General features: G+C 70.8%; 19 protein-coding genes. 10 read left to right on the top strand and 9 right to left on the bottom strand.

Annotation, left to right across the window (positions count from 1 at the left end):
• The first annotated feature begins 3 nt into the window (after positions 1-3).
• The 5 genes from pgsA to OG984_RS01950 all read left to right on the top strand — a co-directional run bounded on the left by pgsA (position 4) and on the right by OG984_RS01950 (position 4,001).
• Positions 4-627 carry a CDP-diacylglycerol--glycerol-3-phosphate 3-phosphatidyltransferase gene (pgsA, locus tag OG984_RS01930; RefSeq protein ID WP_328529995.1) on the top strand — a complete coding sequence of 208 codons (624 nt, stop codon included), beginning with the start codon at positions 4-6 and terminating at the stop codon, positions 625-627.
• A gap of 154 nt (positions 628-781) precedes the next feature.
• Entirely contained in the window at positions 782-2,755 is a 1,974-nt protein-coding gene (locus tag OG984_RS01935; RefSeq protein ID WP_328529996.1) for an ExeM/NucH family extracellular endonuclease, read from the top strand.
• A gap of 60 nt (positions 2,756-2,815) precedes the next feature.
• Complete coding sequence (locus tag OG984_RS01940; protein ID WP_008357299.1) at positions 2,816-3,301, top strand: CinA family protein; 486 nt, start codon at positions 2,816-2,818, stop codon at positions 3,299-3,301.
• 60 nt (positions 3,302-3,361) lie between these two features.
• On the top strand, positions 3,362-3,649 hold the full coding sequence (locus OG984_RS01945; RefSeq protein WP_040754988.1) for a helix-turn-helix domain-containing protein: 288 nt from the start codon (positions 3,362-3,364) through the stop codon (positions 3,647-3,649).
• A 115-nt stretch (positions 3,650-3,764) separates the two neighbouring features.
• The gene (locus tag OG984_RS01950) at positions 3,765-4,001 is read left to right on the top strand and encodes a hypothetical protein (protein ID WP_328529997.1); all 237 of its coding nucleotides are present in this window, start codon (positions 3,765-3,767) and stop codon (positions 3,999-4,001) included.
• Positions 4,002-4,177: 176 nt separating this feature from the next.
• On the opposite strand, the gene OG984_RS01955 is transcribed toward OG984_RS01950, so the two are convergent.
• From OG984_RS01955 to OG984_RS01965, 3 genes are all read right to left on the bottom strand, one after another.
• Positions 4,178-5,152, bottom strand: a complete 975-nt coding sequence (locus OG984_RS01955; protein ID WP_328528435.1) for an IS481 family transposase — start codon at positions 5,150-5,152, stop codon at positions 4,178-4,180.
• 107 nt (positions 5,153-5,259) lie between these two features.
• Positions 5,260-6,012 carry a DNA-formamidopyrimidine glycosylase family protein gene (locus OG984_RS01960; RefSeq protein WP_328529998.1) on the bottom strand — a complete coding sequence of 251 codons (753 nt, stop codon included), beginning with the start codon at positions 6,010-6,012 and terminating at the stop codon, positions 5,260-5,262.
• Positions 6,013-6,016: 4 nt separating this feature from the next.
• Positions 6,017-10,693 carry an Lhr family ATP-dependent helicase gene (locus OG984_RS01965; RefSeq protein ID WP_328529999.1) on the bottom strand — a complete coding sequence of 1,559 codons (4,677 nt, stop codon included), beginning with the start codon at positions 10,691-10,693 and terminating at the stop codon, positions 6,017-6,019.
• 50 nt (positions 10,694-10,743) lie between these two features.
• Between OG984_RS01965 and OG984_RS01970 the strand changes: the two genes are divergently transcribed.
• Together OG984_RS01970 and pdxR are read left to right on the top strand one after the other, a co-directional pair.
• A complete protein-coding gene (locus OG984_RS01970; protein ID WP_328530000.1) occupies positions 10,744-11,316 on the top strand; it encodes a hypothetical protein in 573 nt (190 codons plus the stop codon).
• A 39-nt stretch (positions 11,317-11,355) separates the two neighbouring features.
• The gene (gene pdxR / locus OG984_RS01975; protein WP_328530001.1) at positions 11,356-12,747 is read left to right on the top strand and encodes a MocR-like pyridoxine biosynthesis transcription factor PdxR; all 1,392 of its coding nucleotides are present in this window, start codon (positions 11,356-11,358) and stop codon (positions 12,745-12,747) included.
• On the opposite strand, the gene OG984_RS01980 is transcribed toward pdxR, so the two are convergent.
• The 5 genes from OG984_RS01980 to OG984_RS02000 all read right to left on the bottom strand — a co-directional run bounded on the left by OG984_RS01980 (position 12,670) and on the right by OG984_RS02000 (position 19,359).
• Positions 12,670-13,980 (bottom strand): APC family permease, encoded by a 1,311-nt coding sequence (locus OG984_RS01980; protein ID WP_328530002.1) that lies wholly within the window; start codon positions 13,978-13,980, stop codon positions 12,670-12,672. The two genes, pdxR and OG984_RS01980, sit on opposite strands and share 78 nt — an antisense overlap.
• 72 nt (positions 13,981-14,052) lie before the next feature.
• Positions 14,053-14,883, bottom strand: coding sequence for an SDR family oxidoreductase (locus OG984_RS01985; protein WP_328530003.1), 831 nt, complete (start codon positions 14,881-14,883; stop codon positions 14,053-14,055).
• Complete coding sequence (locus tag OG984_RS01990) at positions 14,880-16,424, bottom strand: class I adenylate-forming enzyme family protein (protein ID WP_328530004.1); 1,545 nt, start codon at positions 16,422-16,424, stop codon at positions 14,880-14,882. The genes OG984_RS01985 and OG984_RS01990 overlap by 4 nt, the downstream gene beginning before the upstream one ends.
• Positions 16,421-18,010, bottom strand: a complete 1,590-nt coding sequence (locus OG984_RS01995; RefSeq protein WP_328530005.1) for a succinic semialdehyde dehydrogenase — start codon at positions 18,008-18,010, stop codon at positions 16,421-16,423. The genes OG984_RS01990 and OG984_RS01995 overlap by 4 nt, the downstream gene beginning before the upstream one ends.
• 8 nt (positions 18,011-18,018) lie before the next feature.
• Positions 18,019-19,359 carry a cytochrome P450 gene (locus OG984_RS02000; RefSeq protein ID WP_328530006.1) on the bottom strand — a complete coding sequence of 447 codons (1,341 nt, stop codon included), beginning with the start codon at positions 19,357-19,359 and terminating at the stop codon, positions 18,019-18,021.
• Between the two features lie 121 nt (positions 19,360-19,480).
• On the opposite strand from OG984_RS02000, the gene OG984_RS02005 reads away from it, so the two are divergent.
• The gene (locus tag OG984_RS02005; RefSeq protein WP_328530007.1) at positions 19,481-20,644 is read left to right on the top strand and encodes an NAD(P)-binding domain-containing protein; all 1,164 of its coding nucleotides are present in this window, start codon (positions 19,481-19,483) and stop codon (positions 20,642-20,644) included.
• Here the strand turns inward: OG984_RS02005 and OG984_RS02010 are convergent.
• Positions 20,554-20,973 (bottom strand): pyridoxamine 5'-phosphate oxidase family protein, encoded by a 420-nt coding sequence (locus OG984_RS02010; protein WP_328530008.1) that lies wholly within the window; start codon positions 20,971-20,973, stop codon positions 20,554-20,556. The two genes, OG984_RS02005 and OG984_RS02010, sit on opposite strands and share 91 nt — an antisense overlap.
• Positions 20,974-21,523: 550 nt before the next feature.
• On the opposite strand from OG984_RS02010, the gene OG984_RS02015 reads away from it, so the two are divergent.
• The gene (locus tag OG984_RS02015; protein ID WP_328530009.1) at positions 21,524-22,798 is read left to right on the top strand and encodes an HNH endonuclease signature motif containing protein; all 1,275 of its coding nucleotides are present in this window, start codon (positions 21,524-21,526) and stop codon (positions 22,796-22,798) included.
• A gap of 83 nt (positions 22,799-22,881) precedes the next feature.
• Positions 22,882-23,613, top strand: a complete 732-nt coding sequence (locus tag OG984_RS02020; protein WP_328530010.1) for a hypothetical protein — start codon at positions 22,882-22,884, stop codon at positions 23,611-23,613.
• Positions 23,614-23,635 lie beyond the last annotated feature (22 nt).

A 23,635-nucleotide genomic window follows, 5' to 3' on the forward strand; every position in this document is an offset into this window, starting at 1 on the left:
CCCGTGGACGAGACGACCGTCGAGAAGACCAGCAACTGGAACATCCCCAACGCGCTGACCACGCTGCGGATCCTCGCGGTGCCGTTCTTCGCGTGGGCGCTGCTCGCCGACGGCGGTGACAACCCGACCCTGCGCTGGATCGCCTTCGTGATCTTCGCCCTGGCGATGATCACCGACAAGATCGACGGCGACCTGGCCCGCAAGCACAACCTGATCACCGACTTCGGCAAGATCGCCGACCCGATCGCCGACAAGGCGGTCACCGGGATGGCCTTCATCGGCCTCTCGATTGTCGGCGACATCTGGTGGTGGGTCACCATCATCGTGCTGCTGCGCGAGTGGAGCGTCACGCTGCTGCGGCTCTCGGTGCTGAAGAGGATCGTGATCGCTGCCGACCAGCTCGGCAAGATCAAGACCACCGTGCAGGCGGTCGCGCTCGGCGGACTGCTGCTTCCGCTGCCGCACGGCTCGGCCCATGGAGGGGCCTTCGGCGACGCGTTGGTCTGGGAGCTGCTCTTCTACGCCTTCCAGGTCTGCCTCGCGGTCGCGGTCGCGCTGACGATGTGGTCGGGAGCGCAGTTCTTCCACGGCGTGTGGAAGCAGCGCGCGTCCCTCCGGTCCTCGTAGATCTCCAATTTCGGGTAGTTGTAACTCCGTTACCGGACGTTCATCGAAGATCCCCGCGAAGAAGGCGTACGCGGCGTTATCGTCGCGTTTCGGTCGGTGCTGAATCGGGCAGACCGCCCATCGCCTTCTACCTTCCACACGCGGGGAGTCATCCATGTTCACAGCACGTCAGGTGCTCGGTTCGATGGTCGGCCTGACGGCCGCCGTCGCCGGCATCGGCGCGGTCGCCATCCCGACCGCGCGCGCCACCACGACGGCCGAGCCCGTCGCGATCGCCGACATCCAGGGCACCGGCACCACCAGCCCGCTCGCCGGCCAGACGGTCACCACCAGCGGCATCGTCACCGCCGCCTACCCCTCGGGCGGCTTCTTCGGGTTCTACCTCCAGACCCCCGGCACCGGCGGCTCGGTCGACCTCGGGTCCCACGACGCCTCCGACGCGGTCTTCGTCTACCAGCCCCGCTCGGCCGGTGCGGTCACCGTCAAGCCGGGCGACGCGGTGACGGTGACCGGTGAGGTGACCGAGTACGCCGGCATGACTCAGGTGTCGGTGCCCACCGCCACCGGCATCGTCACCGACGGCACCGGCAGCATCGACGCCGTCATCTCGCAGTGGCCCGCCACCGACGCGCAGAAGGAGTCGCTGGAAGGGATGCTCTTCGCTCCCCAGGGCGACATCACGGTGAGCAACACCTACGGGGTGGAGAACTTCGGCGAGCTCGGCCTCGCCCACGGCGACCGCCCGCTGATCCAGCCGACCGAGGTGGCCCGTCCCGGGTCCGACGAGGCCGCTGCCGTCGCCGCCGACAACGCCGCCCGCGGGATCGTGCTCGACGACGGCTCCTCGACGACGCTGCGCCCGCCGACCAGCCGCACCATCCCCTACGTCTCCAACACCTCGCCCGTCGTGGTCGGCGCCTCCGTCGACTTCCGCGGCCCGGTGATCCTCTCCCAGGGCGGCTCGCCCTCGGCGCCCACCTACCGCCTCCAGCCCACCCAGGTCGCGACCGCCGACCCGGCGTCGTGGCCGGCGGACTTCGGTGACGTACGCAGCGACGCCCCCGACGAGCGCAAGATCGGCCGCCGCGCCGACGTGAAGATCGCCTCCTTCAACGTGCTCAACTACTTCACCACGCTCGGCGACGCCGACGACGACAACGTCGGTGACGGTGGCTGCACGGCCTACAAGGATCGCGCCGGCGACGGCAACAACGTCAGCGGCGGCTGCGACCAGCGCGGCGCCTGGGACCCGGCCGACTTCGGTCGCCAGCAGTCGAAGATCGTCTCCGCGATCAACGCGCTCGACGCCGACGTCGTCGGTCTGATGGAGATCGAGAACTCCGCGCGCCTCGGCGAGACCCCCGACGAGGCGACCAACTCGCTGGTCGCCGCGCTCAACGCGGCCGCCGGCCGCAAGGTCTGGACCGCCAACCCGTCCTCGGCGGAGCTGCCCGACGCCGCCGGCGCCGACGTGATCACCAACGCGATCATCTACAAGCGCTCGGCCGTACGCCGCCTCGGTGAGGCCCGCGCACTCGGTGACCAGAGCGGCGACGACCAGGCCTTCGGCAACGCCCGCGAGCCGATCGGTCAGGTCTTCAAGCCCGCCGACGGCGGCGCCCCGTTCCTCTTCGTCGTCAACCACTTCAAGTCGAAGGGCTCGCCCGGTCCGTGGCCGGGCGACGGCGACACCGGCGACGGCCAGGGCGCCTCCAACGAGTCGCGGGTCCGCCAGGCCACCGCGCTGGTCTCGTGGGTCTCCTCGATCCGGTCCGAGACGGGCGTCACCGACGTCGCGCTCGCCGGTGACTTCAACTCCTACACCCAGGAGGACCCGATGCAGGTCCTCTACCGGGCGGGCTTCGCCGACTCCGAGACCCTCAGCGGCAACGAGGAGTACAGCTACTCCTTCTCGGGCCTGTCGGGCTCGCTCGACCACGTGCTGCTCAACCGGCACGCCCAGCGCCGCTTCACCGGCTCCGACATCTGGTCGATCAACTCCGGGGAGTCCCTGCTGCTGGAGTACAGCCGCTACAACTACACCGGCATCGACCTGCACACCGACTCGCCGTTCCGCTCCTCCGACCACGACCCGGTCATCGTCGGGCTGACGCGCAACGCCGGCTAGACACCCACCGCTCGCGCGGCCCGGTCACCGTTGTGGTGACCGGGCCGCTACGTTTGCTCTATGGCAGCAGTCGATGACCTTCATGCCGCGCTGCGGGACGCCGGCGCGACCCTGGCGACCGCCGAGTCGCTGACCGCCGGACGCCTGGCCGCGATGCTCACCGACCCGCCCGGGGCGTCGAAGACGTTCCGCGGGGGCTTCGTGACGTACGCGACGGAGCTGAAGCACCTCCTGCTGGGCGTCCCCGTCTCGGTGATCGAGACCGTCGGGGTGGTCTCCGCGGAGTGCGCGGCGGCGATGGCAGCGGGTGCGCGGGAGCGGTCGGGGTCGACGTACGGGCTCGCGACCACGGGCGTGGCCGGACCGGAGGAGCAGGAGGGAAAGCCCGTCGGGACGGTCTTTCTGGGTGTTTCCGGTCCGCACGGTGAAACAACGGCGCAACTTGGGCTGTCGGGCTCGCGTGCGGAGATCCAGCGTGATACGTGTTTGTTCGCTGTTGATGAACTACTCGGACTACTTCGGCGGGAACATCGAAGGGTCAGGTAGCGTTGGAGCCAGACGTCACCCAGATGTCGGTGACTTGTGACCTGTAGGAGGCTGACCGCAATGGTGCTCTTCCGTCGACTTCTCGGCGAGGTGCTGCGTGCCCAGCGGCTCGAGCGTGGGATGACCCTGCGCGAGGTCTCCGCAGAGGCGCGAGTCAGCCTCGGCTACATCTCCGAGGTCGAGCGCGGCCAGAAGGAAGCCTCCTCCGAGCTCCTCGCCTCGCTCTGCAGCGCCCTCGACGTGGCTCTCTCCGATGTGCTGCGCGACGTCTCCGACGCGGTCGCCCTCGAAGAGGCCACCATTCTGCGGATGCCCGTTCGCGCCGCGGCCGACGCTGCCGCCGCCTGATCGTCCCGCCCGGGAGTTTTTCCGTTCGGCGTGTCTCAAAGCGAGCGCGACCGTCTCCTTGCTGACGTGGGCCCACCACGGGCCCGCGCATTCATGGGGAGATGGTGCGATGCGCATGGCAGTCGAGAACGAGCTTCCGGACCTGACGGCCCCGGCACCGCGGGGCGAGGGCGACCCGGTTTCCCCCGACCTGCTCGAGGCCGAGCTCTTCGGTCTGGAGGAGACCCTGAACATCCTTCGCGACGAGTTCACCTCGGTCGCGCCCGGTGAGCGCGCGCACGTCGCCCGCCACATGCGCGACACCCGGGTTCGGATCGCCCAGATCCGGCTGCGGCTGCTGCACGGCTGCTAGTGGCGCGTCGCAGAAGTTCCTAGGCGCTTCGCGCCGCCATGGCACGCACCTGGCTGCGTTGGCGCCGCTTGGAAGACGCCCGGTATGACTTCGCGACGCCGCCTTGCCATGCACGCACCCTGACGACGCCAAGCATCCAGGAACTTCCACGACGCACCACTAGGTGTACTCGGCCATCACGTTGGTGACAGTCGGCTGATCGGTGGGAGTCCTGCGAGTGCGCTGTGGCGTCGAACAGTGTTGTAGCACTCGAGCCATGGGGAAAGCGCGGCGGCTCGGTCGGTGTTGGTGAGGTAGACCTGGCGGTAGGCCCACTCGGTCGCCAGGGTGCGGTTGTATCTTTCGACCTTGCCGTTCTGCCAGGGGCAATGGGGCTTGATGAACTTGTGCTTGGCTCCCAGCGTGGTGATCGCCTCAGCCACGTCGTTGGATCTGCGGTAGGAGAAGTGGTTGTCGGTGATGACCCGCTCGATGCGGGTGATGCCGTGGGCCGCGAAGTAGTCGGCGGCCCGGCGGATGAACCCTGCGCAGGTGGGGCCTTTCTCGTCGGGCAGGATTTCGGAGTAGGCCACTCGGGAGTGGTCATCGACCATCGAGTGCACGTAGTCGTAGCCGATCCGGGCCTGTTTCTTGGCCCAGGTTGACCCCATCTGACGGCCGTGGGCCTTCCAGCCGCCGCCGTCGGGGATCTTGCCGATCTTCTTGACGTCGACATGGACCAGCTCACCGGGCCGGTCGCGTTCGTAGCGCACCGTGGTGGTCTTCGAGGCCCGGATGACCTCCCCGGTCAACGGGTCACACTCACGCAGGTACGGGACGCGGTGGCGGCGTAGGACCCGGCCCACGGTCCGTGCTGGGACACCGAGTTCGGGCCCGAGCCAGTCCTGGCCGCGGCGCTCTTGGTGGCGCTTGACCACGATCGCTTCCTCGACTTCGGCCGGTGTCTGATTCGGGCAGTGGTGGGGACGCGAGGACCGGTCGTGTAGACCGGCTTCGCCTTCGGCACGGAACCGGGCGATCCAGCGGTGCGCGCACTGGCGCGAGACGCCTTGGGCCTTGGCTGCGTGCGCGACGGCCCAGTCGTCCTCGACGACTCGCTGGACCAAGAGTTGCCGGCCACGAAAGTTCAGCCGGGCATTACGGTGGGACACGAAGACCTCCGGACGGTGGATGACCTAGACAGCAACCACCGCACCCGGAGGTCTTCGCTACGTCAACAACCGACCCGGAGTGTCACCAACCTCATGGCCGAGTACAACTAGGCCTGGCAGCTCGCGCAGTAGTAGGCCGGGCGCTCCTTGCCGGGCGGCCCGACCCTGGCCACGGTGACGGTGCCGCCGCAGCGGCGACAGGCCCGGCGGCCGTAGACCCACATCTGGCGGGAGCGGGACCAGTCGGCCTGCATCAGCTCACGGGTGCGCTGGAGGATCCGGGGGAGCCTGTCGCCGGCGTCCTCGACGGTACGTAGCGGGTTGATCCCGGCGATGAAGCACGTCTCCGCGGCGTAGATCGTGCCGATCCCGGCGAGGTTGGTCTGGTCGCGCAGGGCCTCGAAGAGCGACCGGTCCGGCTGGCGGCGGAGGCGCGCGAGGGCCGTGTCGGGGTCCCAGTCGCCGGCGAGGATGTCCGGGCCGAGGTGGGCGACCAGCCGCTCCTCCTGATCGCGGGGGACCAGTTCGACGATGCCGAGGAGGAAGCCGACCGCCTCGATCCGCTCGGTGCGGAGCACCACCCGAGCCTGGAAGCCGGGCTTCGGCCAACGCCGGCCGGCCTCGAGGATCCGCCAGGACCCTTCCATCTTCAGGTGGGTGTGCAGCGTCCACTCGCCGGTGCGGTGGTCGATCCGGGTCAGCAGGTGCTTGCCGCGCGTCACCGTGCCCTGAACGGTGCCGCCGGCCAGGTCGGCCGTGGCCAGCTGCGGCACCCGGAAGTCCGTACGCGTCAGCACCTGCCCCGCCAGCCCCTTGTCGAGGGAACGGGCGGTGCGGAGCACGGCGTCGCCTTCCGGCACGTCCTCACCTGATCTGCGACGTCAGGCGCAGGCCGCGCGGGGTGGCGATGAAGCCGGCGTACTGCAGCGCCTGGCGCAGCGGGGTCTCGCCGGACCCGAGCAGCGGGGCGCCGTCGGCCTTCTCGACCGTGAGGCGTCCCAGCGCGCCCCGGCGCACGGCGTCGGCCAGTGCCTCGGCGGCGGGCTCGAGGAGGTTGGGGTCCTCGGACCAGGTCAGCAGCGTGCGGCCGCCGCGCTCGACGTACAGCGCCAGCTCGCCGTCGACCAGCACCACGATCGCGCCCGCCTTGCGACCGGGCCGGTGGCCCTCCTCCGAGACCGGCCAGGGGAGCGCCGCGCCGTAGGGGTTGGCCGGGTCGGTCGCGGCGAGTGCGAGGGCGACCGGCTTGTCGCTCGGCTCGACCCGGGAGAACGTACGCAGCCGGTCGACCGAGCCCGCCGTGCCGAACTGGGCGGCGCCCAGGCCCTCGACGAAGTAACCCCGCCTGGCTCTTCCGGATTCCTCGAAGGCGCTGAGCACCTTGTAGACCGCGGCGAACCCACCGGGTGTGCGCTCGGACTGGACCGCGCCGCGGGTGACCACGCCGTGGCGGTCCAGCAGCCGCTCGGCGGCGGCATGGGCGCGCTTGGTCGGATCGGGGTCCGGCTCGGGCAGGATCGTCCAGCGCCCGGCCGTCTCCGGAAGACTGGCCCGGGCGGGCATCCGCGCGCCGCCGGTGTAGCGGCCACCGCGAGCGCGCGGCGGTGGGCGCCGGGAGCGGTGCGAGGGCGTGCCGGAGCGGGTCAGCGCCCGCAGCGGCAGCAGCGTGTCGTTGCTGACCCGGCCCGACCAGACCAGCTCCCACAGTGCCGCGCTCAGGTCGGCGTCGCTCGGGGTCTTCTCGTCGCCCGCCGCGACGGTCCGGGCGAGCTGGTGGAAGAACCAGGCGCCGCCGGGCTCGAGGGCTTCGAGGATGCGCTCGGCGAGCGGGCCGGGCGGCATCTCGGTGGGTGGTGGCAGGGTCAGTTCGGCGGTGTCGGCCGGGTGCAGCGAGACCCAGCCGTCGGTGCCGGGTAGGGTGCCGTGACCGGCCCAGAGCACCTCGCCACCGGAGGTCAGCTCGTCGAGGAACGCAGGCTCGTAGTCGACCACCCGGGCGGGCAGGATCAGGCTCTCCAGCGCGCTGGCCGGGACCGGGCAGCCCGCGAGCTGGTCGACGACGGTCAGCACCCCGTCGACGCCACGCAGCGCCCCCTTGCGTACGGACGTCTTCTGCCATGCCGGCAGGAACCTGCCCAGTGCTGCCGGCTCGACCGGCTCGACCTCCTTGCGCAGCCGGGCCAGCGAGCGCCGGCGCAGCATCCGCAGCACCTCGGCATCACACCACTCCAGGCCGCTGCCGCCCGGCCGGAACTCCCCGTCGAGCACCCGACCTCGGGCCGAGAGCCGCGCCAGGGTGTGCCGGACCACCGCCTCGCCCAGCCCCAGCCTGGAGGCCACGTCGGCGGCCGTGAACGGCCCGTGCGAACGTGCGTAGCGCGAGACCAGGTCGCCGACCGGGTCCTCGACGGGCTCGGTGAACGCGGACGGTACGCCCGGAGGAACCGCCACCCCCAGCCCGTCCCTGAGCCTGGCCACATCCTCGACCACCGCCCACCGGGCCTCCCCGGCGACCCGCACCTCGACCACCCGCCGCGCTGTGGCCAGGCTGTCCAGCACCGCCGAGACCTCAGCTGTGGCGGCCGAGTCGGTAGTTATGGCGCGCGAGTCTGTAGTTGTGGGCGCCGAAGCTCTACTTCCGTCACCCACAACTACAGACTCGTCGTCCGTATCTACGGTTTCGTCCGCCACAACTGCAGATTCGGCTGGGGGCAGGGTGGCGCGGGCGGTGATCTCGTCGAGGGTGAGAGGGCCGATGGTGCGGATGAGGTCGGTGATGCCTTCGGCGCCGCGGGCCTGCCGGCCGGGGGCGAGGCGCTGGAGCTCGGACTCGACCTCGGCCAGGACCTCGGGGTCGAGGAGCTCGCGGAGCTCGGCTCGGCCCAGGAGCTCGGCGAGGAGACCCTGGTCGAGGGTGAGCGCGGCGGCACGGCGCTCGGCGAGCGGGGAGTCGCCCTCGTAGAGGAACTGGGCGACGTAGCCGAACAGCAGCGACTGGGCGTAGGGAGACGGGGTCGGGGTGGCGACGTCGACGATGGAGATCTCGCGGCGCTCGATCCGCTGGAGGAGGCCGACGAGAGAGGGGAGGTCGTAGACGTCGCGGAGACACTCGCGCACGGCTTCGAGGATGATCGGGAAGCTCGGGTACTGCGAGGCGACCTCGAGCAGCGCGGCCGAGCGCTGGCGCTGCTGCCACAGCGGCGAGCGGCGGCCGGGGTCGCGGCGGGGGAGCAGCAGCGCTCGCGCCGCGCACTCGCGGAACCTGCTGGCGAAGAGCGCAGACCCGCCGACCTCGGTGGTGACCAGATCCTCGATCTCGTCGGGCTCGAAGACGATGAGCTCGCCGGTCGGCGCCTCGGCGTCGGTGTCGGGCAGCCGGATCACGATGCCGTCGTCGCTGTCGATCGCCTGGCCGTCGACCCCGTAGCGCTCCCGGATCCGGGCGTTGATCGCCAGCGCCCACGGCGCATGGACCGGGCGGCCGTAGGGGGAGTGGACCACCAGCCGCCAGTCGCCGAGCTCGTCACGGAACCGCTCGACGACGATGGTGCTGTCGGAGGGGAGGACGTTGGTGGCCTCGGCCTGCTCGTGCAGGTAGGTGACCAGGTTGGCGGCCGCATAGGCGTCGAGGCCGTCCTCCTGCGCCCGCGCTTCCGCCTTCTTCGCGGGCATCGCGGCGAGCTCGCGGGTGTAGGCGCCGACGGCCTCGCCGAGCTCGGCGGGCCGGCCCAGCGAGTCGCCCTTCCAGAAGGGCAGCCGGCCGGGGATCCCGGGCGCCGGGGTCACCAGCACGCGGTCGTGGGTGATGTCCTCGATCCGCCAGGATGTCGCGCCCAGCGCGAAGACGTCACCGACTCGTGACTCGTAGACCATCTCCTCGTCGAGCTCGCCGACCCGTCGGCCCACCCCCTCACCCACCAGGTAGACGCCGAAGAGACCGCGGTCGGGGATGGTGCCGCCGCTTGTGACGGCCAGCCGCTGCGCCCCAGGGCGCCCGGTCACGGTGCCGGCGACGCGGTCCCACACGATCCGCGGTCGCAGCTCGGCGAACTCCTCGCTCGGGTAGCGCCCGGCGAGCAGGTCGAGGGTCGCATCGTAGGCGGAGCGGGGGAGCGTTGCGTACGACGCCGTCCTCCGGACCAGCGCGAACAGCTCGTCGACGTCCCAGGTGTCCAGCGCCGTGGCGGCCACGATCTGCTGGGCGAGCACATCGAGCGGGTTGGCCGGCAGGCTCATCGACTCGATCAGCCCGGCGCGCATCCGCCGCACCGAGACCGCCGTCTGGGCCAGGTCGCCGCGGTGCTTCGGGAAGAGCACCCCGCGGGACACCTCGCCGACCTGGTGGCCGGCCCGCCCGACGCGCTGGAGCGCGGAGGCGACGCTGGGTGGTGACTCGATCTGGACGACGAGGTCGACCGCCCCCATGTCGATGCCGAGCTCGAGGCTCGATGTCGCGACCACCGCCGGCAGCCGGCCGGACTTGAGGTCGTCCTCGATCAGCGCCCGCTGCTCCTTCGACACGCTGCCGTGGTGGGCCTTGGCGATCACCGGAGCCGCTCCGTGGGACTGCCCCGACTGCGCCATCACCTGCGCGGGCGGCGGACCGGTCTCGAAGACCCGGTCGGAGGCGATCTCGTTCAGGCGAGCGGTCAGCCGTTCCGCGATCCGGCGGGAGTTGGCGAAGACGATCGTGGAGCGGTGGGCGGTGACCAGGTCGGCGACGTGCTCCTCGACGTGAGGCCAGATCGAGGAGGCCCGTTGCGGGTCGTCGTCCTCCTCCTCGCCGTACGGGCTCGGCGCGGTCATGTCCTCGACCGGGACGACCACGCTCAGGTCCCACCGCTTCTCCGCCGGGGGCGCCACGATGTCGACCGGCTGGGAGCCGCCGAGGTAGCGCGCGACCTCCTCCAGGGGCCGCACGGTCGCGGAGAGCCCGATCCGCTGGGCCGACCTCTCCAGGAGAGCGTCGAGGCGCTCCAGGGTCAGCGCCAGGTGGGAGCCGCGCTTGGTGGCCGCCACCGCGTGCACCTCGTCGACGATCACCGTCTCGACGCTGCGCAAGGTCTCGCGGGCCTGGCTGGTCAGCATCAGGAACAGCGACTCGGGCGTGGTGATCAGGATGTCGGGAGGAGTCGTGGTCAGGCGCCGCCGGTCGGCCGCGGTCGTGTCGCCCGAGCGCACGCCGACGCGCACCTCGGGCGCGTCGGCGCCCAGCCGCTCGGCCGTCTGCCGGATCCCGACCAGCGGACTGCGCAGGTTGCGCTCGACGTCGACGCCGAGCGCCTTGAGCGGGGAGATGTAGAGGACGCGGCAGCGCTCCTTCTTCTCCGGCACCGGCTCGGTCAGCAGCTTGTCGATCGACCACAGGAAGGCACTGAGCGTCTTTCCCGACCCGGTGGGCGCCACCACCAGCGCGTTGCGCCCCGCCCCGATCGCCTCCCAGGCACCGGCCTGAGCCGCGGTCGGCGCCGCGAAGGCAGCCTGGAACCACGTACGTGTCGGGTCGCTGAACCGCGCCAGCGCCTCAGACGTGTCGCTCATGAGGACAAACCTAGTCGCGACCACCGACACTCAGCGGCCACACTGGCCTCATGCACCTCGTCGTCCTCTTCGGCCCGCAGGCGGTCGGCAAGATGAGCGTCGGCCGGGAGATCGCGTCCCGGACGACCTACCGCCTCCTCCACAACCACGCCACGATCGAGCCGCTGCTGGAGGTCTTCGACTGGGGGACCGAGCCGTTCAACAGGCTGAAGAGGGAGTTCCGCAGGCGGGTGATCGAGGAGGCGGTGGCCAACGACCTCCCGGGGTTGATCCTGACCTTCGCCTGGGCGCTGGATGTCCCCGCGGACACAGCGGAGGTCGAGTGGATGATCGCGCCCGCGGTCGAGGCGGGTGCGCGGATCGACTTCGTCGAGCTGTACGCCGACGTGACGGTCCGGCTCGCCCGTGAGGGCACGCCCGAGCGGCTGGCCGCGAAGCCGTCCAAACGCGACACCGAATGGGCACGCGGAGACGTCATCGGGTCGAACGAGCGCTGGGAGCTCTCGACAGGCCCCGAGGTGCCGTTCCCGCTCGACCTCCCGCACTTCGTCATCGACAACACCGATCTGTCGGCAGCCGAGGTGGCCGAGAAGATCATCGCGCGTCTGGGGCTGCCGGGCTGAAAGCCCCCACCACCGACAGGGATGTGGTCCAATCCCGCTGTGGACCTCGCGCTTGACCTGACCGACCGCGCCGTACGATCCGCGTCGCTCTACAGCGCGCTGCGCGACGCCCTGGCCGACGGGCGACTGAAGGTGGGCGACCGGCTGCCGGCGAGCCGCGCGCTCGCGTCCGATCTGGGGATCTCGCGCAACACCGTCGCCACGGTCTACGAGCGCCTGGTCGCCGAAGGGTTCCTGGAGTCACGCGTGGGCGCGGGGACGTACGTCGCGGCAGCCGCGGGACGCCCACGCCCCAGCGTGCCCGGATCCCTGAGGCCCCGCCCGGGCTGGCAGTGGGCACCGCGGCCGACGAGCGCGGAGGCGGCGGTCCCGGCGTACGACCTGCGGGTGGGGATCCCCGACGCCGAGCTCTTCCCGTTCGACACCTGGCGGCGGATCCTCGCGGCGGAGTCGCGGCTGCGCGGCCACAACCCCGGGACGTACGCCTCGCCGGCCGGGCTGCCGAGACTGCGCGAGGCGCTGGCGCACACGGTGGCCTACCACCGCGGCGTGCGGGCCGACCCGGGGCAGATCGTCGTCACCAGCGGCACCCAGCAGGCGCTCGACCTGGTCGCGCGGGTGCTCCTCGAGCCGGGCGACGTCGTCGCCGTCGAGGACCCGGGCTACCCGTCCGCGATCGACCTGTTCGCCTCCCACGGCGCCCGCGTCGTGCCCGTCCCGGTGGACGAGGAGGGCCTGGTCGTCGAGCAGATCCCCGAGGAGGCCCGGCTCGTCTACACGACCCCGAGCCATCAGTTCCCGCTCGGCGTACGCCTCTCCCTCCCACGCCGCCGAGCGCTCCTCGCCTTCGCCGACACTCACGGCGCGGGCATCGTCGAGGACGACTACGACAGCGAGTTCCGGTTCACCGAGCGACCCCTCGAGCCGCTGCACGCCCTCGACGACCAGGGCCGGGTGATCTACGTCGGCACGTTCTCCAAGTCGCTGCTGCCGAGCCTGCGCACCGGCTACCTGGTGGCCCCCGGCTCCCTCGTCGACAGCCTCCTGGCGGCCAAGCAGCTCGGCGACGGCTTCGGCCCCGTCCAGCCGCAGGCAGCCCTGGCGCGCTTCCTGGAGGAGGGCCTGCTCGCCCGCCACGTGCGCAAGGCGTCCAAGGCGTACGCCGAGCGCCGCTCTATCCTCCTCGAGCATCTCGGCACCTGGCCGGTCGAGGTGCTCCCGTCGGCGGCCGGTCTGCACCTCTCGGCCTACGCGGAGATTCCCGACGGCCTGCCCGAACGCGCCGCGGCCGAAGGGCTGGCGCTGGACACGATCGGCGCCCACCGCCTGCTGGCCGGCCGCGACGGGCTCTTCCTAGGCTACGGAGCCGTCCGGACACAGACCCTCCCGCGCGGGCTCGAGCGCCTGGGCGAGCTCGCGGGCTGGGCGTGATGCGACCCGGCGGGAGCGGGCCAGCGACCACACCAGCCCGGCGCCGCCGCAGATGACCGGGCCGAGCAGGTGGGCTCCGGTGAGACCCAGCAGCACCAGCGCCGCGACCATCGAGCAGACCGCCGCCCACCAGGACCCGCTGCCACGAGGAAGCAGCCGCAGCGCGGCCGCCGCCCCCACCACGTACAGCAGGGAGAAGGTGCCCGAAGCCATCAGCAGGAGGGCATCGGTGGATGTGCCGGCGGCCCAGATGACCGCGAGGGAGCCCAGCGCCACGGCACAGATGGCGAGCAAGGAGCGGCGCGGGATGACGGTCGCGGGGTCGGCCAGGAACGTGGGCAAGGCACCCTCGCGAGCCAGTGACGCTCCCAGCCGTGAGCCGCCGGCGAAGTAGGCGTTGATGGCCCCGATGGTCAGCAGCACGGCGACGACGGCGGTCACCGGTCGTGCGGGCTCCCCGAAGCCGAGGACGAGCAGGTCCGCGAGCGGCGCCGCACCGGTGGTGGAGCCGAGCGACGCGACCGTCGCGAACGCGATCCCGAGGTAGAGCACCGTCACGACGCCGAGCGCGAGGAACGTCGCCCGCCGGATGTCGCGCGCCGGGTCGCGATACTCGGCCGAGAGCGAGGAGAGGATCTCCCACCCCGCGAACGCCCACACCAGCATCGCCGCGGCGGTCCCGACCGAGCCCCACCCGTGCGGCGCGAACGGCGTCAGTCGTCCGAGCTCGGCATGCGGCAGCGCGACCAGGACCGCCACCGCGAGCAGGACCGCGATGGCGCCGGCGATCGCCAGCTGCACGCCCCCGGACACCTTGATCCCGAACCAGTTCATGACGGTGACCAGCAGGATGATCCCCGCCGTCGCGGCCAGCGACATGCTCCGGCCGCCACCGAAGGCGTCGGCGACGTACGCCCCGCCGAACCCCGCCGCGACCGGCGCCCCCACGCCGATCGTCAGGTAGAAGGCCCAGCCGACCATCGTGGCGACGTGCGGGTTGAAGGCGAGCCGGGCGTACGTCGCCACCCCGCCCCCGTCCGGGTGCCGAGCCCCCAGTGCGGCGAAGGTGGCCGCCAGCGGCACCGAGAGCAGGATCAGGGCCAGCCAGGCCACGAGCGAGGCCGGTCCGGCCTCGTTCGCCGCCAGCGCGGGCAGGGAGATGACACCGGTGCCGAGCACCGCACCGAGGGTGAGAGCCGCGCCCTGGGGCACGGAGAGTCCGTCGTTCTTCACGACGAGAACGCTAGTGAGAGCGGGGCCTCGGGCGCCCGGCCAATCGAGCCTTCGTCTCCTGGGCCAATCGTCCTAACGTACGTTCCTTCGCACCCGCTCCTCATAGGCCGCTCGCGCCGCCGGGTCGACGCCGGCGAGCAGCTGCGAGGCGTTGGTGGCCCGGTCGACGAAGTCCTGGAACCGGCGCGGCATCGCCTGGGTGATCTTGGTCAGGGTCTGGGTCCAGTTGGGCACCCAGACCTCCGGCCGCGGCTCGCGGATGACCGACTCGATCGCCTCCGCGACGTCCTCGGCGGTGACCGGCTTCATCCCCTTGGCCGGCGGCACCCCGTCGGCGAGCTCGGTCTGCACCACCGTCGGCAGGACGATGGAGACGTCGACCCCCGCGGGTGCCAGCTCGAGACGCAGCGCCTCGGAGAAGCCGACGACGGCGAACTTCGAGGCCGAGTAGGTCGCCGCGTCCGGCACCGGTACCCGGCCGACGGCGGAGGCGACGTTGACGATGTGGCCTCGGCCGCGCTCGACCATCGCCGGGGCGACCGCCTTGATCCCGTTGATCGGCCCGTGCACATTGACCTCGAAGATGGCCCGGGTGAGCGCGTCCTCCTCCTTGAGGACCGACCCGAGCGGCATGATCCCGGCGTTGTTGACCAGCACGTCCCACGGCCCCAGGTCTGCGACCGTGTCGAGGAAGCTGCGCCACGAGGCGGGGTCGGTGACGTCGAGACGAGCCGCGGTGACGCGTGGCCCGAACGAGTCCACCACGTCGGCGAGCAGGTCCGGGTCCAGGTCGCCCACGGCCACCTTCGCTCCGGCGCGCGCGAGCCGCTCGACGGTGGCGCGGCCGATGCCCCGTGCGCCTCCGGTGACGATGACGGCGGATCCCTCGATCTGGCGTGTCATGACTCTCCTTCGGTGGTGCGGACCATGCTGCGTACGGCTTTCCTGTCGGTCTTGCCCACGCTGGTGACCGGGACGGCGTCGAGGATCCGGACCTCGCGGGGGTACTTGTGGGCGGCGAGGCGCGTCTTCGCGAACGCGATCAGCTCCTCGGGCGTGGTGCGGGCGCCGGGATGGAGGGCGACGACCGCGACCACCTCCTCGCCGCGCTGGTCGTCGGGGCGGCCGACGACCGCGGCGGCGGTGACCGCCTCGTGGGCGAGGAGGGCGTCCTCGACGTCACGCGGGAAGACGTTGAACCCGCCACGGATGATCAGGTCCTTGATCCGGTCGTCGACGTAGAGGTAGCCGTCGGCGTCGAAGTGGCCGATGTCGCCGGTGTGCAGCCAGCCGTCGACGACGGTCGCGGCGGTCTGCTCGGGGTCGTTCCAGTAGCCCTGCATCACCCCGGGACCACGCACCCAGATCTCGCCCTCCTCGCCGGTCGCGACCGGTGTCCCGTCGGGGCCGGCGATGACGACCTCGGCGTGGGAGAGCGGCTTGCCGACGCTGCCCGGCCGCGACTCCTCCAGCGTCGAAGCGGCGATCACCGCGCTCGACTCGGTGCAGCCGTAGCCTTCCAGGATCGTCACCCCGAAGGCCTCCTCGGCCTTCTCCCGCAGCGCCGGCAGCAGCGGTGCGCCGCCGCTGCCGAAGGAGCGCAGCGAGCCCAGGTCGTAGTCCTGGTAGGGCTGGTCGAGCAGCATCTGCAGCATCGACGGCACCACCGTGCTCGACTCCACCCGGTGCTCCTGGGCGAGCTCGAGCCACCCCTTGGCGTCGAACCACCGCTGCAGCACCGAGCTCTGCGGGCGCGAGGAGTGCAGGCCGCTGATGACCACGATCAGGCCGTACGCATGGGAGAGCGGCAGCGGCAGCAGCCACCGGGTCGTACCCTGGCTCTCCCCGACCCGGTGGAGGGCGTGCCCGGACTCCCACAGGCCGCGGTGGCTCAGCATGACGCCCTTGGCCCGCCCGGTCGTGCCGCCGGTGTAGAGCAGCGCCGCCAGGTCGTCGTCGCCGCGAGGCGCGATCTCGATCGGCTCGGCGCTCTCCAGGCTCTCGTACGCCACCACCCCCGCGCCCTCCTCGACGCCTCCGGCCACGATGACGGTGAGCTCGAGGCCTTCGGAGGCCGCCTGGATCAGCGGCAGCAGCTCGGGCGTGACGATCGCGGCCCTGGCGCCGGAGTCCTCCAGAATGTGGCGCAGCTCCGGCGGGGTCTGCAGGAAGATCACCGGCGTCACCACGGCGCCTGCGCGCCACAGAGCGCGATAGCTGACGAAGACCTCCGGGGTGTTCATGGTGAGCACCATGACCCGGTCGCCCGGCTCGATCCCGAGCGCACGTAGGCCGCCGGCGACCCGGGCGGACCGCTCGGCGATCTCGCCCGAGGAGTGCCAGGTGCCCTCGAAGAAGACCATCGGGTGGTCGCCGTGGCGGGCGTAGGACTCCTCGGCCAGCACCGCCAGGTTGTGCTTCCCCGGCCCCGTCGGCGCGCTCATCGTGCCCCCAGCTTCCGCAGGGCCTTGAGCTGCCCGTTGCCGAGCTGCACGAACTTCTCGACCGCCTGCCCCTTGAGCGGACCGACCGGGCCCATCCGTGAGGCGGCGAGGGTCTGGGCGTCGGTGAACTTCCGGATCCCGTCCGCGCCGTGGCGGCGACCGAGCCCGCTCGACCCCATGCCGCCCATCCCGGCCTCGATGCTGCCGGCCGCCAGCGCGGCGCCGTCGTTGATGTTCACCGCGCCCGCGCGGATGCGGCGGGCGATCATGTCGGCCTCGCGCACGTTCTTGCTGAACACGCTCGCCGAGAGCCCGGCCTCGCCCTGGTTGGCGATCCGGACCGCCTCCTCGTCGCTGTCCGCGCGGTAGAGCGCCACCACCGGGCCGAAGGTCTCGCCCAGGCAGAGATCCATCTCGTCGGTGACGCCCTCCAGGACGGTCGGTGCGAAGGCGAACGGGCCCACCTCGGCGAGCGGCTCGCCGCCGGCGAGCACCGTCGCGCCCTTGGCGACCGCGTCGGCGACATGGGCGGTGACCTTGTCAAGCTGGGCCTGGGAGGCCAGCGACCCGACGTCGACCGAGTAGTCGAAGGCCTGCCCGACCACCTGACCCTCGGTCTCGGCGACCAGCGCCTGACGGAAGGCGTCGTAGACGTCGGTGTGCACGACCACGCGCTCGATGTGGACGCACATCTGGCCGGTGTTGGCGAAGGCCGCCATCACCGTGCCGCGGGCGGCCTGGGCGAGATCGGCGTCGCGGCGGACGATGAGCGGGTTCTTCCCGCCGAGCTCGAGGGAGGCGCCGATCAGCCGGCCCGCCGCGCGCTGGGCGACGATCCGTCCGGTGGCGGTCGAGCCGGTGAAGGCGACGTAGTCGACGTTGTCGATGACCGCCTCGCCGGTCGCGGCGCCCGGTCCGGTGACGACCTGCCACACGTGCTCGGGCAGGCCGGCTTCGGCCATCAGCGCTCGCGCCCACAGCAGCGTCAGCGGGGCCTGTGGGTCGGCCTTGCTGATCACGGCCGCCCCGGCGATCAGGGCCGGGATCGCGTCGCCGACCCCGAGATAGAGCGGGTAGTTCCACGGCGAGATGATCCCGACGACCTTCTTCGGCACCCGCACCTCCTTCACCGAGGTGAGGCCAGGGATGGCGCCGCGGACCCGCTTGTCGGCCAGATAGGTGGAGGCGCGCCTGGCGTAGTGGCGGGCGATGGTGCCGACCTGCAGGATCTCCTGCCAGGCATGGAAGCGGGCCTTGCCCATCTCCCACTGGATCAGGTCGAGCACCTCGTCCTGGCGCTCGACCAGCAGGTCGTGGAAGCGGAGCATGACCTCGGCGCGGTCGCGGAGGTCCAGCGTGGCCCAGTCCGGCTGGGCCGCCCGCGCGGCAGCCGCCGCCTCGGCGACGTCCGCGGCGGTGACCGAGGGCACCGGGGCGGTCGGCCGGGCGTCGTAGGGCGCGATCGCGGTCAGCGCGCCGTCGCCGCCGGAGACCGGAGCCGACACCCACCGGGTCCAGGAGGCGAGCCGGGACTCGTCGATCCAGCCCGGACGTACGCTCGGGGCCTCGGTTGTCTTCGTCGTCATCGGTCTCCTCAGATCCGGGTCAGGTGGATGGGGTTGCCGTCCTTGGGGAACGGCAGCGAGCTGTTGTCGAGGGGCGCGCGGTAGCCGGGGGAGACGCTCCACCGGTAGTCGCGCAGGAGCCGGTGCAGGATGGACTTGACCTCGAGGCCGGCGAAGTAGAGGCCGATGCACTTGTGCACCCCGCCGCCGAACGGCTCCCACGCCATCCGGTGGCTCTTGTCCTCGCGCCGCTGCGGTGCGAACCGCTCCGGATCGAAGACGGTCGGGTTGGTCCAGTAGTCCTCCATCATGTGGCTGAACTGGACCCCGACCATCACCGCGGTGTCGACGGGGATGCGTACGCCGAGGAGCCGGGTCTCCTTGACCGTACGCCGGATCAGCGCCGGCACCGGGGCCCGCAGCCGCAGCGCCTCCTTCATCACCAGGTCCAGGCTGGTGAGGCTCTCGATCTCGGCCATCGTGGGGGCAGGGCCGAGGGCGAGGGACTCCTCACGGCAGCGCTGCTGCCACTGCGGATGCTGGCCCAGGTACTGCAGCATCGTCGAGGTCGTGATGGTCGAGGTGTCGTGGGCGGCCATCATCAGGAAGATCATGTGGTTGACGACGTCCTCGTCGCTGAACCGCTCGCCGTCGTCGGTCTCGATGTGGCACAGCACCGAGAAGATGTCGTCGGTCTGCTGCGCTCGTTTGGCCGGGAGATAGTGGCGCAGGAAGCCCTCCAGCACCTTCCGCCCGCGGAACGCCCGGCCCCAGCGGGTCATCGGCACATCGGCGCGTACGACGCCGGCGGCCGCCTGCACGCAGGCGATGAACGCCCGGTTGACCCGGTCCATCTCGGCCCGGCTGGTTTCGGCCGCACCGCCCATGAAGATGTCCGCGGCGATGTCAAGGGTGAGTTGCTTGAGCCGCGGATAGGACTGGAAAGCCGGGGCGTTGGCCCAGCCGCGCATGCCCTGCGCGATCGCCGGGTGCATCGCGGTGGTGTAGGCGGCGAGCCGATCCCGGGTGAAGGCCTCCTGCATGATGCGGCGATGGGCGTGGTGCTCCTCGAAGTCGAGCAGCATCAGGCCCCGGTCGAAGAACGGGCCGACGATCTGCCCCCACGCCGGCCCGTTGGCGTACGCCTTGTCCTTGTTGCGCAGCACCGCCTCGCAGGCGTCCGGCCCGAGCACGACCACCCCGGTCTCGCCGGCCCGGAAGAACGGCGAGACCGGGCCGTACGTCTCCCACTGGTGCCGGTAGAAGCCGACCGGGTCGCGGGAGTAGTCCAGCAATCGGCCGACCCAGGGGAGGCCGCGGTCGCCGGGCACGAGTCGTGGCACCTCGCGAATCGTCTCGGCGGCTGTCATGGTGTCTGATCCATCGTGTCCGACCTCCCGATCCGAGTCTCAGTCGAGGGTAGTCAAGTAGAACGTGTTCCCGCAGCATTCCGTGGGTATGGAATTTATTCGGTGCGTTGTTGATGTGTCTGTGGAGAGCTACGAATCAGTGGTGATCGGTGCCGGTCAGGCCGGGCTGTCGGCGTCCTACCACCTCAGCCGGCTGGGCGTACGCCACGTCGTGCTCGACGCCGAGCGGCGCCCCGGTGGCGCCTGGCAGCACCGCTGGGACTCGCTGACCATGCATGACGTCCACGGAGTGGCCGACCTCCCCGACGGGCGGGCGCCGGGGGACTCCGGCGAGCGGGCCAACGCGGCTGTGCCGGCATGGTTCGGGACCTATGAGATTCTGCACGACCTGCCGGTGGAGCGCCCCGTCTCGGTGACGTCGGTGACCTCCGTCGGAGATCTGCTCGCGGTGCACTCTGCCGACGGGCGGACGTGGTTCACCCGCACGCTGGTCAACGCGACCGGCACCTGGACCCGGCCGTTCGTCCCGCACTACCCGGGAGCCTCGACGTTCCTGGGGGAGCAGGTGCACACCCACGACTATCCGGGTGCTGCTCACTTCGCCGGGAAGCGGGTCGCGGTGGTCGGCGGGGGAGCTTCGGCGGTGCAGTTCCTCGGCGAGCTCGCGCCGCTGACGTCGGTGCTCTGGATCACCCGGCGCGAGCCGGTCTGGCGCACGGACTTCGACGCCGATCGTGGGCGCGAGGCGGTGACGCTGGTCGCCGAGCGGGTCGAGGCCGGGCTGCCGCCGGCCAGCGTCGTCAGCGTCACCGGGCTCTCGCTGCGCCCGCAGGAGCAGGAGGCCGCACGCCTCGGGGTCTACGAGCGCCGGCTGCCGATGTTCTCGCGGATCGAGCCGTCCGGGCTGCGGTGGGAGTCGGGCGCGTTCGAGCCCGTCGACGCGATCCTGTGGGCCACCGGGTTCCGGCCCGCGATCACCCACCTCGCGCTGCTCCACCTGCGCAGCTCTCACGGTGGGATCCCGCTGCTGCGCGAGTCAGCCGACGTCCAGACCGCGGTCACCGCGGCGTACGACCCGCGCGTCCAGCTCGTCGGCTACGGACCCTCCGCAAGCACCATCGGGGCCAGTCGGGCCGGCCGGGCCGCCGCGCGGGCTGTTCGGCGGCAGCTGGCTGATCCTCAGGTGGCGGAGTCTCAGAAGGCGCCGAGGTCGGCGGAGAGCCAGTTCTCCGGTGACAGCCGTACGGTCACCTCGGGCGGGAAGTTCGCCGCCTCTGCCAGGTAGGGTCCGACCGCCTCCGGCGGCAGGTACCGTCGCGCCATCGCCTCTGACTCTCCTTCGGCGGCATCGGCGATCCGCACCGGCCCCTCGACCGACACGTAGCGCACCGTCGGGTCCACCCGCTCCACCATCAGCGTGCAGCGTCCCGCGGCCTTGATCAGCCGGGTCTTCAGCGAGTCCTTCCCGGTCACGAACCACACGTCGCCGCCGGGGGTGTAGTCGTACCAGATCGGCACTGTCAGTGGCCCCTGTCTGTTCTCTCTGTTCACCGAGAGTGCTGCGATCAGGGGCTGTGTCAGGAGCTCTTGTCGGTCTGCGAGTGGGATTCCCATGCTTGTGACCGTACGTCGGGGGCTGTGGGGGGTGCTCGGTGTCGACTGATTGTTCCGGTGGTCGAGCTTGTCGAGACCATGTTCCGGTGGTCGAGCTTGTCGAGACCATGTTCCGGTGGTCGAGCTTGTCGAGACCATGTTCCGGTGGTCGAGCTTGTCGAGACCACCCTGCGCGTAACCGTTCTTCGTGGCCGGTATGGGCCGCCGACCCTTTCCTGAGGGTCTTCTCGATCTGCTCCGGCGTCAAGGACGGGCCTGCGGCCCGCCGGCTTCGCCGGCCGCTTCGCGGTCCTGGACTCCGGACCAGATCGAGAAAAGATTTGGCTGGCTATCGGGGCGGCGGCCCGGGTGTGGCGCAGCGAGATTCTTGCCTGTTTGGGTCGATGTTTGAAGGGGTGGAAGGGTGGCCCTTCGGGCCACTTATCATCCACATGGACGATGCCGTTCGCTGACCGCGAAATAGCCTTTGACCTGGGAGAATATGTGGATATGTTGGACTGTAGAAGGTAGAATCAGACCCATCACAGCACACCTCTGAAGGAGGATAGTGATGAGTCTCGGGCGCGAGATCGACCACTGGGGTACCAACCCCGGCGATGCGATCGACGCTGCCCTGAGTGCCATCGAATCCTCCCTCCACGACCTCCTCGCGAGTGACCCTGTCTATTGGCGGACCGGGCAGAAGAAAGATCTGCTCGAACGGCTGGAGAGACTCCAGGCCCAGCAGGCGGCGTTGAAGCTGCGGGTGCTCGCATCGGCTGGTGACATCGCCGTGGAGAGCGGTGCCAAGGACGCCTCGGGGTGGATGCGGACCGAGCTGTTGGTCGACACGGCGGTCGCCCGCTCGCAGATCAAGGTCGCCGCCAGTGTCGCGAAGTACGAGTGCGTCGCGGCCGGGCTGGCTGAGGGTGTGGTGTCCCTGGACAAGGCTCGGGTGATCACTACGGCGCTGGACAAGATCGACGCCGATCCGGTCGCCAGTGCCGAGGACCTGATCCTGGCCGAGAAGCTCCTGGTCGATTACGCCACCCGGTTGACCGCCAACGAGCTCAGGATCGTCGGCAAACGCATCCTGGCCGAGATCGACCCCGCCCGGTTCGACGACGCCGAAGCCAAGGCACTGTTGGCGGAGGAGGAGCGTGCCCAGCAGAAGACCGCGCTGCGGGTGTGGGACAACCACGACGGCACGATCGGGTTCGACGGTGTTCTGCCGGTCTCGGTCGGGATGCGGTTCAAGCGGCTCGTCGAGGCCTACGCCCAACCCCGCAAACAACAACTCCTCGACAAGCAGGCCCCGTTGCCGCCGTGGGAACGACTCATGGGACAAGGATTCGCCCGGCTTTTGGAGACCATCGACCCTGCTGTCCTGCCTCGCCATGGTGGCGATGCGACCACCATCAACGTGGTGATCTCCCTGGAGGAGCTCCGCAAAGACCTCGGGATCGCGACCCTGGGCTACGACGAGACCAACGGCACCGCCATCAGCGCGGCCGAGGCCCGCAAGCTGGCGTGCAACGCCACCATCATCCCCTGGGTGCTGGGCAGCGACGGCGAGGTCCTCGACGCAGGTAGGGCGAGCAGGTTTTTCCAGCCGATCCAGCGCAAGGCGCTGCGGCTGCAGCAGAAGTGCTGCCAGGCCGAGGGCTGCGACATGCCGCCGGAATGGTGCGACGCCCACCACCTCAACCCGTGGGCAACCGGCGGAAAGACAGACTTGAAGGATGGGGCCTTGTTGTGCCCACACCATCACCGCCTCGCGCACAACCCGGCCTATGTCCATGAACGACTACCGGATGGAACCATCAAATTCACCCGCCGTCCCTGAGACGCAGCGCGGGAACAGTCTGCGCCGAAAAATGAGTATCGGCGCTCACGCCAGGCCCGACGAGGCCGTCGAGACTGGCTGACGTGAAGACCTTGTGGGCCGTGCTTGCCGTCGTGGCGCTGACCCTCGTCGCAGGTGTCGGCGCGTTCTGGGTGTGGGCTGAGGGATCGCCGGCGGAAGCGCGGACGCGCACGCGCGCGGTGGCGATCTTCAACGCGATGGAGACCTATCCCGGCAGGACTGCCTATGACCAGGCGCGGGAGGGGGAGCGGCAGGGAGACGTGGAGATCCTGGTGGCGTCCGACAGCCCCGAGGACGGCAGACGGATCGTGCTGGCGATCACGGCGCACCACGAGTGCCGGACGAACTGGGAGTGTGCCACCCGGATCTGGCCCGACTCCTCGAACACCTACTCTGCCACCCGCTGCTTCGAGTGGTCCGAGCCGCGCGAGTGGGACACCGCCGACGAGGTCGACTGTCCGAGCGAGACGGAGATCGACACGACGACCGCGCAGTCCGTCGACCTGCCGAAGGATGCCGAGGTCCGGCTCGAGGCGGCCCTGGGCGCGGACGACGCGGCGGCGAGCGTACGCGCCCTCACCGATCTCCCGGGGCTCGAGGTGCAGTCGGAGGGGACGCGGGTCTACGTCGCCTCCGGTGGGATCACCGGCTACTGGACCGGGCGGATGTCCACCGACTGCGTGCTCGGGTGGAAGGTCGGCGGCGAGGTCGAGGTCGTACGTCTCTCCGCAGGTCCTCATGAGGATCCGGTGAGCTGTGGCTGGGAGGACGCTCGAGCCCACGCGGAGGTGTGACGCCCGCGGTGTTGGCCGCCCG

It is taken from the genome of Nocardioides sp. NBC_00368 (assembly GCF_036090055.1).
GTDB lineage: Bacteria > Actinomycetota > Actinomycetes > Propionibacteriales > Nocardioidaceae > Nocardioides.

Bases quoted from the DNA above. Each gene is read 5' to 3' on its own strand.
- OG984_RS01935 (WP_328529996.1), top strand. From the start codon at position 782: ATGTTCACAGCACGTCAGGTGCTCGGTTCGATGGTCGGCCTGACGGCC.
- OG984_RS02015 (WP_328530009.1), top strand. From the start codon at position 21,524: ATGAGTCTCGGGCGCGAGATCGACCACTGGGGTACCAACCCCGGCGAT.
- OG984_RS01965 (WP_328529999.1), bottom strand. From the start codon at position 10,693: ATGAGCGACACGTCTGAGGCGCTGGCGCGGTTCAGCGACCCGACACGT.
- OG984_RS01985 (WP_328530003.1), bottom strand. From the start codon at position 14,883: ATGACACGCCAGATCGAGGGATCCGCCGTCATCGTCACCGGAGGCGCA.
- OG984_RS02010 (WP_328530008.1), bottom strand. From the start codon at position 20,973: ATGGGAATCCCACTCGCAGACCGACAAGAGCTCCTGACACAGCCCCTG.
- OG984_RS01945 (WP_040754988.1), top strand. From the start codon at position 3,362: ATGGTGCTCTTCCGTCGACTTCTCGGCGAGGTGCTGCGTGCCCAGCGG.
- OG984_RS01950 (WP_328529997.1), top strand. From the start codon at position 3,765: ATGGCAGTCGAGAACGAGCTTCCGGACCTGACGGCCCCGGCACCGCGG.
- OG984_RS01970 (WP_328530000.1), top strand. From the start codon at position 10,744: ATGCACCTCGTCGTCCTCTTCGGCCCGCAGGCGGTCGGCAAGATGAGC.
- OG984_RS02000 (WP_328530006.1), bottom strand. From the start codon at position 19,359: ATGACAGCCGCCGAGACGATTCGCGAGGTGCCACGACTCGTGCCCGGC.
- OG984_RS01940 (WP_008357299.1), top strand. From the start codon at position 2,816: ATGGCAGCAGTCGATGACCTTCATGCCGCGCTGCGGGACGCCGGCGCG.
- OG984_RS01995 (WP_328530005.1), bottom strand. From the start codon at position 18,010: ATGACGACGAAGACAACCGAGGCCCCGAGCGTACGTCCGGGCTGGATC.
- OG984_RS01990 (WP_328530004.1), bottom strand. From the start codon at position 16,424: ATGAGCGCGCCGACGGGGCCGGGGAAGCACAACCTGGCGGTGCTGGCC.